This is a genomic window from Sorangium sp. So ce302 (genome assembly GCF_051530145.1).
Taxonomy (GTDB): Bacteria; Myxococcota_A; Polyangia; order Polyangiales; family Polyangiaceae; genus Sorangium; species Sorangium cellulosum_B.
The window spans coordinates 1,328,359-1,346,647 of the sequence record NZ_CP150326.1 but is presented as its reverse complement, the minus strand read 5'-3'; the positions used below and the strand labels follow the sequence as shown (position 1 = coordinate 1,346,647).

General features: G+C 71.6%; 15 protein-coding genes and 1 pseudogene. 10 read left to right on the top strand and 6 right to left on the bottom strand.

The window, feature by feature from the left end; all coding sequences use genetic code 11:
• Nucleotides 1-117: 117 nt before the first annotated feature.
• The 9 genes from WME73_RS05120 to WME73_RS05080 all read left to right on the top strand — a co-directional run bounded on the left by WME73_RS05120 (nucleotide 118) and on the right by WME73_RS05080 (nucleotide 8,018).
• Nucleotides 118-405 carry a hypothetical protein gene (locus tag WME73_RS05120; protein ID WP_437914934.1) on the top strand — a complete coding sequence of 96 codons (288 nt, stop codon included), beginning with the start codon at nucleotides 118-120 and terminating at the stop codon, nucleotides 403-405.
• A gap of 5 nt (nucleotides 406-410) precedes the next feature.
• Nucleotides 411-1,589, top strand: coding sequence for a caspase, EACC1-associated type (locus tag WME73_RS05115; protein ID WP_437744399.1), 1,179 nt, complete (start codon nucleotides 411-413; stop codon nucleotides 1,587-1,589).
• A 137-nt stretch (nucleotides 1,590-1,726) separates the two neighbouring features.
• Nucleotides 1,727-2,224: an HD domain-containing protein gene (locus tag WME73_RS05110; protein WP_437761427.1), complete on the top strand. Its 498-nt coding sequence runs from the start codon at nucleotides 1,727-1,729 to the stop codon at nucleotides 2,222-2,224.
• Nucleotides 2,196-2,660: an RNA polymerase sigma factor gene (locus WME73_RS05105; protein ID WP_437914933.1), complete on the top strand. Its 465-nt coding sequence runs from the start codon at nucleotides 2,196-2,198 to the stop codon at nucleotides 2,658-2,660. The genes WME73_RS05110 and WME73_RS05105 overlap by 29 nt, the downstream gene beginning before the upstream one ends.
• The gene (locus tag WME73_RS05100; protein WP_437914932.1) at nucleotides 2,657-3,502 is read left to right on the top strand and encodes a nucleotide-binding enzyme; all 846 of its coding nucleotides are present in this window, start codon (nucleotides 2,657-2,659) and stop codon (nucleotides 3,500-3,502) included. Before WME73_RS05105 ends, WME73_RS05100 begins: the two co-directional genes overlap by 4 nt.
• 279 nt (nucleotides 3,503-3,781) lie before the next feature.
• Complete coding sequence (locus WME73_RS05095; RefSeq protein WP_437914931.1) at nucleotides 3,782-4,831, top strand: DUF2169 domain-containing protein; 1,050 nt, start codon at nucleotides 3,782-3,784, stop codon at nucleotides 4,829-4,831.
• Between the two features lie 120 nt (nucleotides 4,832-4,951).
• Nucleotides 4,952-5,794, top strand: a complete 843-nt coding sequence (locus WME73_RS05090) for a helix-turn-helix transcriptional regulator (protein WP_437866445.1) — start codon at nucleotides 4,952-4,954, stop codon at nucleotides 5,792-5,794.
• A gap of 44 nt (nucleotides 5,795-5,838) precedes the next feature.
• The gene (locus tag WME73_RS05085) at nucleotides 5,839-7,026 is read left to right on the top strand and encodes a methylated-DNA--[protein]-cysteine S-methyltransferase (protein WP_437866433.1); all 1,188 of its coding nucleotides are present in this window, start codon (nucleotides 5,839-5,841) and stop codon (nucleotides 7,024-7,026) included.
• A gap of 269 nt (nucleotides 7,027-7,295) precedes the next feature.
• Nucleotides 7,296-8,018 carry a glutathione peroxidase gene (locus tag WME73_RS05080; RefSeq protein WP_437744392.1) on the top strand — a complete coding sequence of 241 codons (723 nt, stop codon included), beginning with the start codon at nucleotides 7,296-7,298 and terminating at the stop codon, nucleotides 8,016-8,018.
• Between the two features lie 42 nt (nucleotides 8,019-8,060).
• Here WME73_RS05080 and WME73_RS05075 read toward each other — a convergent pair whose 3' ends face one another.
• The 4 genes and pseudogenes from WME73_RS05075 to WME73_RS05060 all read right to left on the bottom strand — a co-directional run.
• Complete coding sequence (locus WME73_RS05075) at nucleotides 8,061-9,563, bottom strand: hypothetical protein (protein ID WP_437914930.1); 1,503 nt, start codon at nucleotides 9,561-9,563, stop codon at nucleotides 8,061-8,063.
• A gap of 181 nt (nucleotides 9,564-9,744) precedes the next feature.
• Nucleotides 9,745-11,541, bottom strand: a complete 1,797-nt coding sequence (locus WME73_RS05070; protein WP_437914929.1) for an AMP-dependent synthetase/ligase — start codon at nucleotides 11,539-11,541, stop codon at nucleotides 9,745-9,747.
• Nucleotides 11,542-11,789: 248 nt separating this feature from the next.
• Nucleotides 11,790-12,785, bottom strand: a complete 996-nt coding sequence (locus tag WME73_RS05065; protein ID WP_437917350.1) for an AAA family ATPase — start codon at nucleotides 12,783-12,785, stop codon at nucleotides 11,790-11,792.
• A gap of 217 nt (nucleotides 12,786-13,002) precedes the next feature.
• A pseudogene (locus tag WME73_RS05060) lies at nucleotides 13,003-13,236 on the bottom strand (protein kinase domain-containing protein); the annotation flags it as partial.
• Nucleotides 13,237-13,286: 50 nt separating this feature from the next.
• Here WME73_RS05060 and WME73_RS05055 point away from each other — a divergent pair.
• The gene (locus tag WME73_RS05055; protein WP_437914928.1) at nucleotides 13,287-14,456 is read left to right on the top strand and encodes an FHA domain-containing protein; all 1,170 of its coding nucleotides are present in this window, start codon (nucleotides 13,287-13,289) and stop codon (nucleotides 14,454-14,456) included.
• 97 nt (nucleotides 14,457-14,553) lie between these two features.
• On the opposite strand, the gene WME73_RS05050 is transcribed toward WME73_RS05055, so the two are convergent.
• Both WME73_RS05050 and WME73_RS05045 read right to left on the bottom strand, forming a co-directional pair.
• Entirely contained in the window at nucleotides 14,554-16,410 is a 1,857-nt protein-coding gene (locus tag WME73_RS05050; protein ID WP_437744387.1) for a hypothetical protein, read from the bottom strand.
• A gap of 166 nt (nucleotides 16,411-16,576) precedes the next feature.
• Nucleotides 16,577-17,881: a glycoside hydrolase family 5 protein gene (locus WME73_RS05045; protein ID WP_437914927.1), complete on the bottom strand. Its 1,305-nt coding sequence runs from the start codon at nucleotides 17,879-17,881 to the stop codon at nucleotides 16,577-16,579.
• Between the last annotated feature and the right edge of the window lie 408 nt (nucleotides 17,882-18,289).

Here is an 18,289-nt window from a genome sequence, read left to right as displayed (position 1 = left end):
GATACGCTCCTCGGCGACTCGTAACAGCGAGGAGGTGCATGGCCAATGGACATGCAGTTCAAATTTCACGACGCCGATGTCGAGGCCGACCAGCTGGACACGATGCTCGAGAGCTTGATGCGCGACATCGGCACCGCAGGCGCGACCCCGCGCCGCGCCGTTGAAGGCCACCTCCCCAAGAATGCGAAGGGAGACGCCTTCACCGTCGGCGCCATCGCGCTCGCCGCGCTCCCCGCGGTGCTTCCCCAGGTGATTCAGCTCGTCAATGAGTGGGTCGTCCGCGCGCCGAGGCGCCGGATTCGCATCCGGGGGAAGAACGGTCTGGAGGTCGAGTTCACATCGGACAAGCCGCTCGGGGAGAAGGAAGTGCTCGACCTCGCGCGCCGCATCAGCGCAATCAAATGACAGCCTTGGACAGAGATCCTGTGCTGGGCGGACGGGACCGCATCGCGCTCATCATCGCGAACGGAATGTACGCGGACGGCAGGTTGCGCTCGCTTCAGGCGCCCGCCCTCGACGCATCGAAGCTCGCCGACACGATGGGAAACCCGGACATCGGCGATTTTCGCGTCGAGCTCTGCGTCGACGGCAGTCAGCTCGAAGTCCGGAAGGCCATCGGCGCGCTCTTCCATCGCCGCCATCCGGAGGATCTGCTCGTCCTCTACTACTCCGGTCATGGCCTGAAGGACGACTGGGGGCACCTCCACCTCGCCACACACGACACGGAGAAAGAGCTCTTCAGCGCGACCTCGGTCGACGCGGCGTGGATCAGCCGCCAGATCGATCAGTGCCCCGCGAAGCGCATCGTCCTGATCCTCGACTGCTGCTACAGCGGCGCGTACGAGAACTCCGCCAAGAGCGAGCAGGACAGCGTCGACATCGCCGGGACGTTCATGGGAGACGGCTCGGGTCGCGTCGTGATCTCCGCCACGACGTCGGTTCAGCTGGCGTGGCAGGCTGACCAGCCCGTGGGGGTGCCCCCGCAGTCGATCTTCACGCGCCACATCGTCGAGGGCCTGTCGACCGGCACAGCCGATCTGGACCGAGACGGATACGTCGATGTCCACGAGCTCTGCGAGTACGTGCAAGCGAGCATCAAGGCCGAGGGAGGCCGGCAAACCCCGCAGATGTGGACGCAGAAGTACGAGGGGCGGCTGCGCATCGCGAAGGCCCCGCTCCGGCCCACCATCCCGGCGTCGGGCGGGAACACCTCGATCGCCTACGAGCTCCTCGTGTGCAACGGGCCCCTCGCGGGTCGGCGGTTCCTGCTCCGGCCTGGAGAGTTCAGGGTAGGGCGAGAGCCCGATTGCTTCATCCGCCTCGATGATCCGAAGGTGTCGCGAAAGCACGCGACGATCGTCGTCGGAGCGGATGAGGTGCGCGTGATCGACCAGGGAAGCACGCACGGGACCACGATCGACGATCAGCGCATCACGAGCGCATTGCTCCCGCAAAACGGCCAGATCATCGTCGGGGGCACCGTGCTCAGGCTGGTCCGCCTGGAGGCCCCAGGCACACGTCAGACCGCGGAGACGGCCGCGCAACTCACGCCGCCGAGGAAGCGATCGGCCACCCTGTTCACTCCCTGACTCCTGGCGCAGGGGGCGCCCGCGCTATGCTTCGGCTCGCCCGGCGCGCGGGGCCTCCCGGTGGGTGTGACCGCGCCCCAGGGTGAAGGGGCACCGCTCGCCCGCAGCCCGCGGGCGGCCTGACCGCCCTCCCATCGATGCACAAGGACCTCCTCGATCTCCTCCTCGCCCTCGACCGCGTGCCGCAGGATCCGCGCTGGCACCCCGAGGGCGACGCGCTCTTCCATTCCCTGCAGGTCTTCGACCTGGCCCGCCGCGAGACCGCGGATCGCTCGCTCTGGGCCGCGGCCCTGCTCCACGACGTCGGCAAGGCGTTCGCCTGCGCCGACCACGCCGAGGAGGGGGCCGACGTGCTCGCGGAGCTCGTGTGCCCGCGGATCGTCTGGCTCGTGCGGCACCACCTCCACCTGCTGCGCGCGCCCGGCGCGACCCGGCGGCGCCTGCGGCGCACGAAGGCGCTCGCGGACCTCGCGCGGCTCCGCCGCTGGGACGTCGGCGGCCGCTCGCCCGAGGCGACCGTGCTCCGCCCCGAGGCCGCCGTGGAGCTCCTGCTCGACGGCGCAGACTGGACCCTGCTCTCGATCGGCGGCGAGCCCGCCCCCTCCGATGACCTGCGAAAGGAGCCGCTCGCCTGAGCGCAAGGTCCGCCGGGAGGTCCTCTGCGACGACGTCGACCGCTGGGGCGACGATCGCCGGCTCTGGGGCGGCGAGGCCGAGCCGCCCGGGCGAGCGCGGCTCTGCGCCGCGGTGCGGGACGCGGTCGAGACCGCGCTGACGGCGAAGCAGCGGGAGGTCGTCGAGGCGTATTTCTTCGACGGCCTTTCGCAGGGCGAGATCGCGCGCCGCCTCGGCGTGGCGCAGCAGGTGGTGCAGAAGCGCCTGTTCGGGGCGCCTCGGGGCGGCCGGGTGGTCGGCGGCGCGATGCTCCGGCTGCGGCAAGCCCTCGAGCCGGCGGTCGCCGCGGCGCCGGCGCGGGCGGCGGAGGCGGCGGAGGCGCCGGCGCAAGCGACGGAAGCGCCGGCGCGGGCGGCGGAGGCGCCGGCAGCGCGCGCGGCGCGGGTGGCCCGATGAGCGCCGAGCGCTTCGGCGGGCTGCGGGTCCGCATCGCCGCGGAGGCCGCGCGCCTCATGTACGAGGAAGGCGTGGACCAGTACTTCACCGCCAAGCGGATGGCCGCGAAGCGGATCCTCGGCCAGGTGGAGGGGCGGCGAGCGCGCTACCGGCCCGCGGACCTGCCCTCGAACGGCGAGATCCGCGAGGCGCTGCTCCTCTTCACCGAGCGCGCCGAGGGGAGCCAGCGGACGCGCCGGCTCTTCGCGCTGCGCATCGTGGCGCTGGAGGCCATGCGCGCGCTCGCGCCGTTCTCGCCGCGGCTCATCGGCTCGGTCTCCACCGGCCATATCCGCCGCGGCAGCGACGTCGATCTGCACGTGTTCCCCGCCGACGAGGAGGCGCTGGAGCGGCACGTGCGGGCGCTCGGCTGGACGTTCGACCGGGAGCGCGTGACGATCCAGAAGGGCGGAGAGCTCCGGGAGTACGTCCACTACCACGTGGCGGACGTGGCGCCCCTCGAGCTCACGGTATACGCCCCGCGCGATCTGAGGGCGCGGCCCCGCAGCAGCACCGATGGGAAGCCGATCGTGCGCCTCGGCGTCGCCGCGCTCTCGGCGCTCTGCGCCCGGGATCACCCCGTCGCGTGGGAGCGCTACCTGGAGACCGGCGAGGTGGAGGGCATGGACGCGCTGCTCGAGGCGGACGAGGACGAGCCGCTCCCCGGGCCGTTCGATGGGCTGCTCCACGGTACCGGCGGCGCCGGCGAGGACGGCGACGAGCCGGCCTGCGCCGAGCCCGGCGAGGAGGACGACGCAACTCAAGACTACGAGCCGCTCCCCGGCTTCGAGGACACGGCCTGAGGCCCGCCCGCAGGCGAGGAGGGTCCGGCGCTCCTGCGCTCCCGCGACGGCACGAAGGGAACTCGTCGTTCGCCGAGCGCGATGTCCGACACCGATGGATGGATAGGGCGACTCGCTGGATTCGGATCCTGCGGTCGTCGCTGGACTCCACCGCTTTCACCCGCGCTGCGAGGCCGATGATCCTCCTCGGCGGGCGGAGAGGCGAACGTCGGACGACGCGTCGGTGGCGCGGCGCGGCGAGGCTTGACCCTCGCGACGCCCCGGTGCTCTCATGGCGCGGTGAAGTCCGAGGCCCCGCCCATTCCCAGCGCGATTGCGGCGCCTTCCGGAACGGCGGCGGCGGCGGTGATGTGGCGCGCGCGGGGGCGGCTCCACCTCACGGTGATCGCCAAGGCGACCTTCGCCTTCGTCGACGGCGCACCGATGATTCCCGTCGAGCCGCAAAAAATCATCGATGCCGACATCCACCATCACAACCACCCGGGCCGCAGCGTCCGGTTGACGAGCGATCTCGCGCCCTACCTCGCGCGCATCGACGTGTTCTTCACGGGCCACGCGCACGCGCCGCCGGGCCCGCCTGCGGCGCCCTTCTCCGTGCGCCTCGCGCTCTTCGCCGGCGAGCGCCCGATCCTCGACAAGGCGCTCTCGATCGAGCCCGGCGGCGCGGAGAAGGCGATCCCGCTCGCCTACGAGCGCGCATTCGGGGGGATCGGCATGGCCGACAACCCGTTCGGCACCGATCGCCCGGCCGTCCTGGATCCCTCGCGGCGCGACCACCCGGCGGGCTTCGCGCCGCTCGGGAGCGTGTGGCCGTCGCGCAGGCGGCTGCTCGGGCGTACGCCCCACAAGGCGCTCGAGGGGCCCATCCTCGAGATCCCCGACGATTTCGACTGGAGCTACTTCCAGGCGGCCCCCCCCGATCAGCGCGTCGAAGCCCTGGTCGGCGACGAGTGGCTCGTGCTCACGGGGCTCCACCCGACGCTCGCAGCGCTGCGGACGCGGCTCCCCGGGGCGCGCGCCCTCGCGCGCGTCCATGGCCTCTCCGCGTTCGGCGTCACGGAGGGGCAGCCGCTCGATCTCGTGCTGGACACGCTGCACGTCGACGGCGACCGGCAATCGTGCTCGCTGGTCTGGCGGCGCAGCTTCCCGCTCGCGGAGGCAGCAGCGCTCGCGGCGGTGCGTGTCGTCGTCGGTGTCGAGGTGCCGGGCGCCCCGCCCGCATGGCTGGCTCCTGCCGAGATCGCGATAGCGGCCCAGAGCGCCGTCGCGACGTCCGATCCGACAGGGGTGACGCTCAACGTGTCCGATCAAGACGTCGTCAGTACGTGAGCGAGGCCGTCGCGCAACCCATCCCGGAGGCGCTGCGGCGGGCGCGGCGCCGCGCGGCGGCGCAGCACGGGCGCGGGGCGCGTTGCTCGGCCTCGCCGCCGCAAGTACATTCGGTGACCCATGGACGTCACGACGCTGGTGCGGGGCGACGCCATCTCGGTGGTCGACTACCGGTGCCGCTCCGGGCCCGGGGACGCGCCGTTCGCCGAGCTCCACCGCGGCTTCTCCGTCTCCTACGTGCGCAAGGGCAGCTTCGGTTACCGCGTCCGGGGGGAGGCGTTCGAGCTCGTGGCCGGGTCGCTCCTGGTCGGCCACCCCGGCGACGAGTACACGTGCTCGCACGAGCACGTCGTCGGGGACGAGTGCCTGTCGTTCCAGCTCGCGCCGGCGCTCGTCGAGGCCCTCGGCGACGGCGACGGCGCGTTCCGGGCCGGCGGCCTGCCGCCGGTGCCCGAGCTGATGGTGCTCGGCGAGCTCGCGCAGGCGGCCGCCGAGGGCAGGAGCGACATCGGCGTCGACGAGGTGGGGGTGCTCCTCGCCGCCCGCTTCGTCGAGGTCGCCTCCGGCCGGAAGCGAAGGCCGCCGGACACCGGGGCGCGCGACCGCCGCCGCGCCGTCGAGGCGGCGCTCTGGCTGGACGAGCACGCGCACGAGCCGATCGACCTCGAGGGCGCGGCGCGTGAGGTCGGGCTCAGCCCGTTCCACTTCCTGCGGGTCTTCGGGAAGGTCGTCGGCGTGACCCCGCACCAGTACCTGGTCCGCGCCCGCCTGCGCCGCGCGGCGCGCCTCCTCGCCGACGGCGCCCGGTCGATCACCGACATCGCGCTCGACGTCGGGTTCGGCGACCTCTCCAACTTCGTCCGCACCTTCCACCGCGCGGCCGGCGTCTCGCCCCGCGGCTTCCGGAAGGCGGCGAGGGGGGATCGCAAGATCTTCCAAGATCGCCTCGCCGCGCGCTCCTAGGATGGCCGCCGGACGCGGGCGCCCCGCCTGCCCGCGAGGACCCCATGACAGCAACGGCACACGGCTTCCTCCTGTTCGACACGGCGATCGGCCGCTGCGGCATCGCGTGGGGCGAGCGCGGCGTCGCCGCCTTGCAGCTCCCCGAGGCGCGCGAGCCCGAGACGCGGTCGCGCCTGCTCCAGCGCCTCCCGGGCGCCCAGGCGGCGGCGCCGCCGCCCGAGGTGCAGCGCGCGGTCGACGCGATCGTCGCGCTCCTGCGCGGCGAGGCGAGCGACCTGTCCGCGGTCGCGCTCGACATGGATCGGGTGCCGCCGTTCCACCGCCGCGTCTACGAGGTCGCGCGCACCATCCCGCCGGGCGCGACGCTGACCTACGGCGAAGTCGCGGCGCGCCTCGGGGCGGTCGGCTCGGCGCGCGCCGTGGGGCAGGCGCTCGGGCGGAACCCGTTCGCGATCATCGTCCCGTGCCACCGCGTGCTCGCGGCCGGCGGCAAGGCCGGCGGCTTCTCCGCGAACGGCGGCGTCACGACGAAGCTCCGCCTCCTCGCGATCGAGGGCGGCCAGGCGCGCGGCGCTCCCAAAGCCGCGCCCGGCGGCGACTTCGGCTTCGATCCGGGCGCCGCCGTCGAGCACCTGCGCGCGTCCGACGCGGCGCTCGCGCGCGTCATCGACGCGGTCGGGCCGTTCGCCCTGCGGATCGACAGGACGTCGAGCCTCTTCCTCGCGCTCGCGGAGTCGATCGTCTACCAGCAGCTCACCGGCAAGGCCGCCGCGACCATCTTCGCGCGCGTGCGCGCGCTCTTCCCGCGAGCGCACGAGGGCCCCACGCCCGCGCAGCTCCTGCGCGCCTCCGACGAGAAGCTCCGCGGCGCCGGCCTCTCGCAGGCGAAGCTCCTCGCGCTGCGCGACCTCGCGCGGAAGACGGAGGACGGCGAGCTCCCCACGCTCGCCGAGGTCCACGGCATGGAGGACGAGGCGATCATCGAGCGCCTCACGCGGGTGCGCGGCATCGGCCGGTGGACGGTGGAGATGCTCCTCATGTTCCGCCTCGGCCGCCCGGACGTGCTGCCCGTGGACGACTACGGTATCCGCAAGGGCTTCGCGCTCGCGTTCAAGCGGCCCGAGCCGCCTGCGCGCGCGGATCTCGAGAAGCGCGGCGCGCGGTGGAAGCCGTACCGCACGGTGGCGAGCTGGTACCTCTGGCGCGCGGTGGATCTGGCGCGGAGCGGCTGACGCCTCGCCCCGCGGCGGCGCTGCAGCTGCCCAGCGGGGCGCCTCTTCTGGCGCCGTCGCCCGGGCGAGCAGCCTTCGCGGCGCGTCCATCGGTCGGGCTCGCCATCGCCGCGCGGCCCTCGGTCGGGCTCGCCGTCGCGCTGGCCGGCGTCGAAGCTCGGGGCTACGTTCTCGCCGGCCCGAGAGCGCCGCGTGGAGCGCCGCACGACGCTGGACAAGGTTGCCGTCGCGGATGGCAACGAGAAGAGCACGGGAGGAGTACGACTGTCATGCTGAAGAACCTCGAAGGGCAGCGCGTTCCGGATGTCACGTTTCGTACGCGTATCGACGGTCAGTGGAAGGACGTGACCACCAAGGACGTGTTCGCTGGCAAGAAGGTTGTGGTGTTCGCGCTGCCGGGCGCCTTCACGCCGACCTGCTCGAGCAGCCACGTGCCGCGCTACAACGAGCTCGCGGAGGAGTTCAAGCGGCGCGGGGTGGACACGATCGCGTGTGTGTCCGTGAACGACGCGTTCGTGATGGATGAGTGGTGCAAGGCGCAGGAGGCGGACAAGATCCAGTTCCTGCCCGACGGGAACGGGGAGTTCTCCGAGAAGATGGGCATGCTCGTCGACAAGGCGAACCTCGGCTTCGGCAAGCGCTCGTGGCGCTATTCGATGCTGGTCGACGACGGCGTGATCAAGAAGATGTTCATCGAGCCCGAGGTGGAGGGCGATCCCTTCGATGTGTCGGACGCGGACACGATGCTGAAGTACCTGGATCCGTCGTCGAAGTCGCCGCACGACGTGCTGCTGTTCACGAAGCCGGGCTGTGGCTACTGCACCAAGGCGAAGCGGCTCCTCGACGCGCGGAAGATTCCTTACGAGGAGGTGGCGGCCTCGCCGCGCCGCCTGCGCGCGGTGAGCGGCAAGGGCACGACCCCGCAGGTCTTCGTCGACGGCAAGCACATCGGCGGCGCCGACGAGCTCGAAGCCTACCTCGCGAAGGCCTGATTCACGAAGGCGGCCTGGGCGCCCCCCGGCGATGGGGGGCGCCTACGCGCCGCCCTCCGGGTCCGACGGCTCGGCGCGGAAATGGGTCACCGCGGGCGCCGAGGCCGGCACCACCGCGGGCGCCGAGGCCGGCACCACCGCCGGCACCTCCACGGAGGCGACGGCCGAGCTGCGGCGCGCCGCGGCGGCGCACCTGTCGCTGTTCATGGCGAACTGCCCGATGCTGCTCCATAACCTGTCGAACTCGGCCTGATCGAAGGTCGACCGGGACTGGAACAGGTCGTATCCGCCGTATTTCGGGTCCGCTCCGTCGCCGTCCTCCGGGGCGATGAACCGATAGTGGCCCATCACGTCGGCGTGGTCGGCGTCGACAAGGAAGCTGCGCTTCGTGTCGGGATAGACCATCGATACGCAGTTGACGATCCCGTCGTTCATCTCCGGATCGAGCGACTCGGTCTGGGTCGGGTCGTCGAAACGTGGCACGGAGCAGGACGGCCCGAGGGCCTCGACCACCTTCGGATCCTTGATGTTGGCCGTGATGCCGTGAAAGATGCCGAAGGCGCCCAGGAACGGGCCGCCGGGATCGCGCTTCGCCCGGGTGACGATCGACCGGAGCGCGATGCCCCGCTGCTCGTAGTACGCGCTCAGCTCCTCCTCGAGCTCCGCCCCGAGGAGGCTCGCTTTCCTTGCCTGCTTCGCGCTCTTGACGGAGGCCGCGAGCTCGCGCGGCCAGGCGCCGATGCCGCGCGCGGACAGGCCATGTTTGGACCAGCGCTCCTCGCGCGACGACTGGCCTGACAGCGGCAGGGGATCGAGATCCTCGAAGGCCTCGGTGTCCTCGGCGACGTGCAGCAGCCAGCGGAGCACGTTGAAGTACTCGCCGCGCGCCTCGGCCCTGGCGAGGTCGTCGCACGGCAACGCGTGGAAGCGCTCGATCGTGTCGAGGGCGGCGCGGACGATGCCGTCCGATTGGCCGAACACCTGCAGGAGCGTCTTCGCGCGGCGGGCCGCGGAGCTCGCGTCCTTCGGGCCAGCCAGGCGGAGCCACCAGTGGAGGGCCCCGGCCAGGCCTGTGAGGAGGGGCTGCCTCCGGTGGAAGACGTGGGCGAGGTTCGTCCCGCGGTGCGGCGTCGAGAGGAACTGGATCGAGCAGATGCTCTCGAGGATGCGCTCCACCGGGACGCCGTAGACAGACCCCTTCTGCTCGGTCTCGGCCAGGAGCAGCAGCATCAGCGTCTTGATGTCCCGCCCGCCGGTCGAGTGGCCCACGAGGTGGACGCAGTCCCGCTGGCCACGGCCCGCGCCCCCGTGGAACACCCCCTGCCTGAACCGATCCGCGAGCCAGCGGAGGAGCGCGTGCGCGCGGGTGTCCACGCTCGCCGTGGGCAGGTTGGGGAAGCAATGCACCGAGAGCGGGCCTTGATACGGCCCGGTATCGGAGTTTCGGAGGATCTCCGTGACACCGCTGTAATAGACGATCGAACCCAGGATATCGAAGCCCGCAAAACCCGGCACGAGCACGAGATGGCTTCTCGGTGAACTCATGGCTTTTCCCTCCCACATGAAAGGGCCGCGCGCATCCCTTCGGGAGATGAGCGACAGCCCGACATTCTCTGATCGAGCGGTCGGTCGACGAACGCGCCGCGGGGCGCCTCTCCCAGGGCCGGGCGAGCGCCGCGGCGCGTTCGTCGACCGACCGCCCGCCGGCGGGGCCCGCGGCCCCCGCTCACTCGGCGGGATACATCTCGTCGATGGTCCCGCGGAAGCGCTGCTCGATCACGTTGCGCTTCATCTTCAGCGTCGGCGTCATCTCGCCGTCCTGCACCGAGAACTCGCGGCCGAGGACCGTGAACCGCTTGATCTGCTCGAAGCTGGCGAGCTCCGCGTTCAGGGCGTCGACGTGCACCCTCACCTGGCCGACCACCTCGGGGCTCGTGATCGCGGCGTCGCTGCTCAGGGCGCCCCGATCCTTCAGCTCGGCGAGCTTGCCCTCGGTCAGCGTGATCAGCGCCGAGAGGTACTTGCGGCCGTCGCCCACCATGCACACCTGGCTGATGATCTCCGCCGCCTTGAGCCTCTCCTCGATCGGGAGCGGCGCGATCATCTTGCCGCCCGAGGTCTTGAGGATCTCCTTCTTGCGGCCCCGGATCTTGAGCTGTCCGCGGTCGTTCCACTCGCCGAGATCGCCCGTGTGCAGCCAGCCGTCCTCGAGCGCGGCCTCCGTCGCCGCCTTGTCCTTGTAGTAACCCACGAACACGTGCCGGCCGCGGGTCAAGATCTCGCCGTCCTCGGCCAGCTTGAACTCGACGCCCGGCACGGGCTTGCCCACGGTGCCCGCGCTCTCGATGCCCGGCTCGGTCATGCAGATGACGCCGGTCGACTCCGTCTGGCCGAAGTCCTCGAGGATCTCGAGGTTCAGCGCGCGGAACCACGTCGAGATGTGCGGCGCGAGCGCCGCCGCGCCCGAGGCGAGCACCTCGGCCTTGCCCAGGCCGAGCGCCGCGCGCACCTTGCCCAGCACGAGCTTGTCGGCGAGCTTGAGCTGCAAGGCGTCGAGCGCGCTCGGCGCGCGCTGCGCGTACTTCGCCTGGGCCACGCGGGCGCCCACGGCGAGCGCCCACTCGGCCAGCTTCTTCTTGGCGCCCTTGCCGCCGCGCACCTTCGCCATCACGCCTTCCATCATCTTCTCCCAGAGCCGCGGCACGCAGAGCAGCAGCGTGGGCTGAACCTCGGGGAGCTCGATCGAGACGTTCTCGAACTTCGAGCAGAAGTTGACGGTGTAGCGCTGGGTGAGACCCGCCCCGACGCACTGCAGCTTCTCGGCGATGTGACAGAGCGGGAGGAACGAGAACATCGTGCCGCGCGCGAACGGCAGGTTCCAGTACTTCACGGCCATGTCGGCCGTGTAAGCCAGGTTGTCGTGCGAGAGCATGGCCCCCTTGGGGTTGCCCGTCGTGCCCGAGGTGTAGATCAGGAACGCGCCGGCCCTGGGGTCGATCTTCGCCAGGTAGTCGGCGAACGTCTTCGCGCCCGGCTGCCCCGCGAGCGCGCGGCCCTCGGCCAGGGCCTGTTCGTAGGAGATCGCCTTGGGAGAGATCGATGTGTCGCCATCGAAGACGAGGATCCAACTCACGCTGTCAGGGACGGAATACTCGCCCTTCTCTCCGGAGATCTTCTGGAAGTACTCCTTGTTTTGCACCGAGAGCAGCGTCGCCTCGGTGTGGTTCAGGATGTACTGGATGTCTTTCGCGGTGGAGTTCGGGTAGAGGCCCGCCGACTTGCTCCCGACGAGCAGCGCCGCCAGGTCGACGTGGACCCACTGCGGGCAGTTGTACGAGAGGATCGCGCCGACCTGGCTCGCGTCGAAGCCCCTGGACTCCAGGAACAGCGCGAGGTGGTGAACCCGGTCACGGTACTCGCGCGCGGTCAGCGTCTTCCACTCGCCTTGAGATTTGAAGCGCTGGGCCGGCGCGTCAGGAGATTCGTTAGCCCACTGTTCCAGACGGTGGAGGACGGTGCTCATTGCATCTCCTGCGGCTCAAGGCCTCGGGGGTCGCGGGGTGGCCAGGATGCGGGAGCCGCCGGGGCATTGTCAATCAGCGTCGAGGAGCCCCTCGAAGCGCTGGGCGGCACAGGACGAGCCGCCGGTTGTCTCGTTCCGCGTTCCGCGTTCCGCTTCCGCGCGCCGCGTACCGCCCGGTCCGGACGTCACGGTCCACGGTTCGGCATGGCCGCCCGGCGCCGCGGCCTGATACGATCCGATAAGGAACCTCACCTCACGTGGCCCGTCCATGCGGCATGTCCCCGAGCGCTTTCGAGGAAGGCCAGCGCGAGGGCGCGCCCCTCCTCGGGGGTGAGCGGGCCGACGGCCAGGGAGCGCACGTCGCCCTCGTCCCCGTCGCTCGGGGCTGGCGGGAGCAGCCGCGCGAGGAGCTCGCTCCGCTCGGCGTCCTCGCTCCGGTAGCAGAGGAGCAGCAGGAGCGCGGGCGCGTCGGGCTCACGGAGGACGTCGGTGAGGAGCGCGGCGCTGTCGGCGTCCCCCCACTGGAGGTCGTCGATGAACAGGACGAGCGGCCGTCGATCCGCGATCCGCGCGAGGATCTCGCGGAGCGCGGCGAACCCGCGCCGGCGGAGCTCCCGGGCGTCCGGGGGCTCGATCTCGCGCCGCGGCGCCCGGGCGATCGCGTCGACCCGCCCGAGCACCGGGAAGAGGCGCACGACCGCGTGGACGTCGCGCGGCATGAGCTCGGCGGCCTCCAGCCTGGGGAGCCGCGAGAGGTGGCGGCTGAGCGCGTCGATCAGGCTGTCGACGGCCTTGTAGGGGACGGATTCCCGCTCGTAACACCGGCCCTCGAGGATCACCGCGTCATCCACGCGCGCGCGGTCGTCGAGGAAGCGCCGGACGAGCGCGGTCTTGCCCGTGCCCGACGCGCCGTGGATGTGCAGGGTGGTCGCCCGCCCTCCCCTCGCCCGCTCGAACGCCCCGCGCAGCGCGTCGATGTGCCGCTGCCGCCCGACGAACGGCGCGCCGCTCCCGGCCGGCGGCCCCGGGCGCGCCTCGGCGAGCGGCGGCGCGCCGGCGCTGCCGCGGCTGCCGCTCTGGTCGATGGAGCCGCTCGAGAGCTCCGCAACGAGGCCGAAATCGAGGATGACGACGCGCCCCTCGCGCGTCACCAGCACGTTCGACGGCTTGAGGTCGCGATCGAGCTTGCCGGCCGCGTGGAGCGCGGCGAGGCCCTGGGCGAGCTGGAGGAGCGCGCTCCTCAGCGGCCCCCAGGGCGGCGGCGGAGCGGCGGCCGGGTCGCGCCCGGCGTCGCCGGCGGCCGGATGGGGCCGCGCCGCCGACAGGTCCGGTTCCGTCGCGTCCGGGTCGTCCTGCGCGAGGCTGGGCGCGGAGGGGCTGGGCGCCGCGGGCCAATGAGCCGCGCACGGAGGAGAGGAAATCGATGCCCTCGATGAGGTTCATCGTGAAAAACCACCGATCGTCCTCGGAGAACAGCTCGTGGAGCGCGACCAGATTCGGATGGACGACCTCGGACAGGGCGCGGAACTCGCGCTTGAACCGGTAGAGCGCGACCGGGTCGAGGTGGTGGAGCGATTTCAATGCGACGCGCGCCCCCCGCTCGCGATCCTGCGCCTCGTAGACGGCGCCGAACGCGCCCTCGCCGAGGCGGCGGCCGATCGAGAATCGCGCATTGCTGGGGGGCGTCCGCTGCATCGAACGAGGCGCCGCGCGGGGCCGACGAGGGCGGCTCGTACCTGCTCGTGGTGCAGGGGAGCTCCTCGTCGGTGCTCCGCCTGCCGCGGAGCGGCGTGGTGCTCCTGGGCCGCGGGCCCCGGGCCGACGTGCGCCTCCGCAACACCTCGGCGTCGCGGGAGCACGCGAAGATCGTGCTGCTCGACGGGCGCGCGCAGCTCGTCGATCTCGGCAGCCGGAACGGCACCCTGCTCAACGGCGTCCGCGTCGACGGCGCGAGGCCGCTCGGCTCGGGCGACGTGGTGTCGATCGGCGAGGCCGTCGTGGTGATGCGGTGCCCGCGCCCCGCGAAGAGCCGGCAGGTCCTCGAGATCGCGGAGCTGCGGCGGAGGATCGAGGGGGAGATCGACAGGGCGCTGCGCCACGATCGGCCGGCGACGGTGATCGCCGTCCAGCTCGGGGCGGCCTCGGCCCGCGAGGTCGTCGCCGGCGCGCTGGAGCGGGAGCTCCCGGTGACCGATTTCGCGGGCTTCGAGGCCGACGACCGCCTCCTCGTGCTCTTGCCCGAGGCGGACGCTACGGCGGCGGGCCACGCCGTGCAGCGGCTCGTCGACGCCGTGCACGCCGTCGCCGCGGCGCCGAAGGTCGGCGTGGCGACGGCGCCGGCGGACGGCTGCGACGCGGGGAAGGTCAAGGCGGGCCGCTTCCGGCAAGATCTCTATTATCGCCTCGGCGCGGCCACGGTGATCTTGCCTCCTCTCCGGGAGCGCCCCCGGGAGATCCTCGCGCTCTCGCGGGCGTTCCTGGCCGACGCGTGCGCGCGCGCGGGGCGCGAGGAGATGGTCCTGTCGACGGAGGCGACGGAGCTCTTCACGGCCTATGCGTGGCCGGGCAACGTGCGTGAGCTGAAGAACGTCATCGATTACATCGCCGCGACGGTCAGCGTGCGCATCGTCGAGCGCGGGCACCTGCCCGCTGCGCTCGCGGCCGGGCCGCCGCGCCCCGAGGGCATCCCGCCCTCGGTGGCGCCGGCCTCCCGCGCGGCGCCCTCCGCGAGGGGTGCTGGCCGGACGTTCCGGCCGCTCGCCGAGGAGGTGAGGGAGCTCGAACGCACGCGCATCGCCGAGGCGCTCGCCGCGGTGGGCGGGGTGCAGACGAGGGCGGCGGAGGCGCTCCACATGCCGCTGCGGACCTTCGTGCTGAAGATGAACCGTTACGGCCTGGCGAAGCGCAGGCGGTGACGCCGCCGCCGGGCGCGGCTCCGATGCCAGGATGCGACGGCGACGTGGAGGCCTCAGCGCTCTCCCGCTGCCCTCGAGGAGGCAAGCGGTCCGTCGATCACTTCGAGATGACCTTCGTGCACGTCGCGCCGAAGTCGACGTAACCGACCGGGCAGCTCCCCCAGCACACGGGGCCCGCGCCGCTGTAGCCGGAGGCGCAGGCCGGATAGCAGAGACCCGCGTCGTATTGCTGGCCCGCGCCGCAGCTCGTCGGCACGGAGCCGGCGCCGCGCCCGTAAGAGCTCTTTCCGAAGATGTGCGCGTCGATACGGCACGTGCAGCCGTCGTTGCTATACCCCGGCGGGCAGGTGGAGCAGCCCTTGGCGAAGGTCAGGCCGCAGGCGTCATACCAGGGGCACGCGGAGTTGTTGGCGTTGATGATCTGCGCGTCGCGCCGGCACGTGAGGCCGTCGTCCGTGTACCCGGCCGGGCAGCTCTGCCAGCACACCGGGCCGACCCCGTAGTAGCCCGACGCGCAGGCCGGATAGCAGAGACCCGCGTCGTATTGCTGGCCCGCGCCGCAGAGCGTCGGCGCCGTGCCGACGCCGCGCCCGTAGCTCGGTTTGCTGACCGTGGAGGAGCACGTCGCGCCATCATCGCTGAAGCCGGGCGGGCAGGCCGGCACCGCGGCGGGGGCCGGGACGGCAGGGTTCTGCACGTGGAGGCGCGCCTGGAACTCGTAAAGGCTGTGGATCGCGCCGGGGTTCGCCTCCAGCACCTGGATCATCGCGCTGTCGCCCACGATATCGGAGAGATCGAGCAGCGCGTTGGCGATGCGCTTCTCGTTCCAGTCCCGGTACTGGCTCGACGGGCACGCGGCCCCGCCGCCGCAGAGGCGGCCGCGCGCGCCGGCCCGGGCTTGCTCCCAGTAGTCCGCGAAGCCCTCGTTGAAGGCGTACCCCTGGTTGGCGATCTCGGAGCCGTCGTGAGAGCGCCCATAGACATAGGCCACGTCGTCACCATTCCAGTGGTTCAGATCCCCGTCGGCGACGTGCCGCACGCTGTGCCCGAACTCGTGGGTGATGACCCGCCGGCGCTCCGCGGCCGTGCTCCCCCAGGTGCTCGTGAGGAAGTCCGTGCGAATGTTGATGTAGTCGTAGAACGTGAAGGGCGTGCCCAGGTAGACCCCGCTCCAGCGCAGCATGCGCAGCGCGTGCGCGGGCGGCTGGGCCCCGCGGGCAGCGTGGAAGTCGCGCAGCGTATCGACGCCGAGCCGCCAGAGCTCGCAGTCGACGCCGCTCAGCGTGACCACGTCGACGTCGAGATCGCCGCTCGAGCGCGGGCTGCCGGCGATATCGACCCCCTGGCCGCGTGGGGCGTGCAGGTCGTCCATGATCGTGAGCGGCGTCGTCACGCCGCTCGAGCTCACGACGCCGTCGTACGTCACGTCGAGGTGCACGCTCGCGCTCGCGGTCGACGAGATGGGGATCCTGAAATCGCCGTTCGCGTCCGTCACGCCGCTCCCGAGGCCGGGAATGCTGATCGGCGCGAACGCGAGCGCGCTCGTGATGGTCCCCGCGCCGTCCGGCGCGGCGCACTGCAGGCGCCCGATGACGGCCGCGGACGGCGGTACGCAATGGAGGCTCGTCACCTCTGCGACGCAGATCGAGTCCCACTGGGTGGTACAGCAGTATGGGTCCGCCGCGCAAACGCAGCTCTGGACGGCCGCGTCGTTGCAGCCGGCGAACGGGTGCGGGTTCACGCAGTCGTTCACCTTGAGCTCGCTGTCCGCCTCGGCCGTCGATTCAGCCTCGGCCTGCGGCTCACCTGGATCGCCGGAGGGCTCCGAGCCCTCATGATCGCCCGAGGGCTCAGCGCCCTCGGGGACGGCGCACGCGGCGAACGCCCCCGCGGCGAAGAACAGCACGGCGGACGCAGAAACCCTCGCCATCCCGACGTTGCGTGTCGATGACATTGCCCCTCTCCTTGATGTGGTCTGGACCGATCCATGTCGTCCAGCCACCCCAGGTACGCGGGCCAGGTTTGAAGGTTTCGCGCGACCGTCCAGTTTCGCGATGGCCGGACAAAGCGACGGCCGGGGGCGCGCCGCGCCCCCGGCGCCGGAGCGCCAGCGGCGCCGACTACCGGTTGACGGCGCTCACGACGGCCTGCCACTCCGTCGAGAACGAGCCGTCCGTGCGCTTGATGTCCGTCCCCGTGTCCCACAGCACGGGAACGACGCCGCGAGACCGCGCCGCCTCCACCACCGACCGCATCCACAGCGTCCGTGACGCCGCCTCACGGGGGTAGTTCGTGCCCAGCGTGACGCCGAACTCGCCGAGGATGATCGGGAGGCTCCGCTGCGCGCTGAACGCGCCGAGCGTGTCGAACTTGCTCTTCAGCTCTGCCTTCTCGGGCTCCGTGCCCCACGTCGTCTTGGGAGAGCCCCAGCTCTCCACCGTGTCGAGGCCGCAGAAGGTGTAGGGCGTATAGTAATGGATCGAGAGGAAGAGGCTCTTCGCGCCGGCCGGATCGGCCGGCACCTTGAAATCGCTCACACACGTCCTGTCGATATCCGTCACGAAGCCGGAGATGAGCAGGGCGCGGCTCGCGTTGTAGCCGCCCTGCTCGCGCACGGTGGTGACGAAGAGCTGGTTCATCTCGTTCAGGGCGGCGTAGTCCGGCGTCCCGCCGTCGTGAACGCCGTTGACCCAGTAGTTCCCCTCCTCGTTCATCCCTTCGAGGATCAGCTTGTGACCGACGTCGCTGAAAGCCGTGGCGATCTGGGTCCAGTAGGACGCGAACTTGGTTTTGACCTCGTCGGTGAGCTTGTACTTATCGGCGTTGTCCTCGTTGTAGATCCAGCCCCCGTCCCAGTGGATGTTCACGATCGAGTACATTCCGGCGGCCTCGATCCAGCCCACCACCTCCTTGACTCGGGCCATCTTGGTGGCGTCGATCGTGCCGTTGACGGCGTAGGTGTCCCAGGCCACGGGCACACGCACCGTCTTGATGCCGTGGTTGGCCATGCCGTTGATGAACGTCTGCGTGATCAGCGGCTGGCCCCAGCCCGTCTCCCAGTCGGTCGTGTTCTCCAGCGTGTTGCCGATGTTGGCCCCGATACCCATGTCGGGGACCATGGCCGCGGCGTCCACCGGCGTCGCTGATCCGCCGGTCCCGCCGGAGCCCCCGACTCCCCCCGTACCGGCACCGCCCGCGCCGGCACCGCCCGTGCCGGCGTCGCCCGCACCGGCACCGCCCGTCGCGGCGTCGCCCGCGCCGGCACCGCTTGTGCCGGCGTCGCCCGTGGCCGTACCTCCGCCGCTGCCTCCGGTGGCCCCTCCAGAGGCCGCGCCTGCGCCCGACGTGACATCGGGATCCGTCGAGCTGCAAGCGACCAGCCAGCCGAGAATCGAGAAGAAAGCGAGTCGATACGCGTGGGTCATGGGTCCTCTGCGGGTGATGGAAAGGAGCTCGTCTCCCTCAGGTTGCGCTCCGCCCCTGCCAGCCGTCACAAATCGCACGGACGCTCCCGGACCGCCATCCGCGCCGGATCCTGGGAGCCCGAGCTCGGCCTTCGGGACCAGGCGGCGGCTCGCTACCAGGGGGCGGCTCGCCGTCGCCCTGCCGCCGCGCGCGGGCGGAGCGCCCTCCGGGTGCAGGAGTTACCGGGATCAGGCAAGAGTTACCTAGCCCGGTCGTGCAAGAGTTGCACGAGCTCGCCAGGGGGACGCGTCACGCTCGCTGGAGCGCGCTTCGCCCGCGGCGCCGGCGCGGGCACACAGGCTGCTAGGACGACAAGGCCCGAGCGCCTCGCAGGGTTCTCGAACACCGGAGGACGGAGCGAGGCGCGG

Excerpts from the sequence above, each read along its gene's own strand:
- WME73_RS05110 (WP_437761427.1), top strand. The coding sequence starts at position 1,727 with ATGCACAAGGACCTCCTCGATCTCCTCCTCGCCCTCGACCGCGTGCCG.
- WME73_RS05090 (WP_437866445.1), top strand. The coding sequence starts at position 4,952 with ATGGACGTCACGACGCTGGTGCGGGGCGACGCCATCTCGGTGGTCGAC.
- WME73_RS05080 (WP_437744392.1), top strand. The coding sequence starts at position 7,296 with ATGCTGAAGAACCTCGAAGGGCAGCGCGTTCCGGATGTCACGTTTCGT.
- WME73_RS05075 (WP_437914930.1), bottom strand. The coding sequence starts at position 9,563 with ATGAGTTCACCGAGAAGCCATCTCGTGCTCGTGCCGGGTTTTGCGGGC.
- WME73_RS05070 (WP_437914929.1), bottom strand. The coding sequence starts at position 11,541 with ATGAGCACCGTCCTCCACCGTCTGGAACAGTGGGCTAACGAATCTCCT.
- WME73_RS05100 (WP_437914932.1), top strand. The coding sequence starts at position 2,657 with ATGAGCGCCGAGCGCTTCGGCGGGCTGCGGGTCCGCATCGCCGCGGAG.
- WME73_RS05050 (WP_437744387.1), bottom strand. The coding sequence starts at position 16,410 with ATGTCATCGACACGCAACGTCGGGATGGCGAGGGTTTCTGCGTCCGCC.
- WME73_RS05045 (WP_437914927.1), bottom strand. The coding sequence starts at position 17,881 with ATGACCCACGCGTATCGACTCGCTTTCTTCTCGATTCTCGGCTGGCTG.
- WME73_RS05085 (WP_437866433.1), top strand. The coding sequence starts at position 5,839 with ATGACAGCAACGGCACACGGCTTCCTCCTGTTCGACACGGCGATCGGC.
- WME73_RS05105 (WP_437914933.1), top strand. The coding sequence starts at position 2,196 with ATGACCTGCGAAAGGAGCCGCTCGCCTGAGCGCAAGGTCCGCCGGGAG.
- WME73_RS05120 (WP_437914934.1), top strand. The coding sequence starts at position 118 with ATGCGCGACATCGGCACCGCAGGCGCGACCCCGCGCCGCGCCGTTGAA.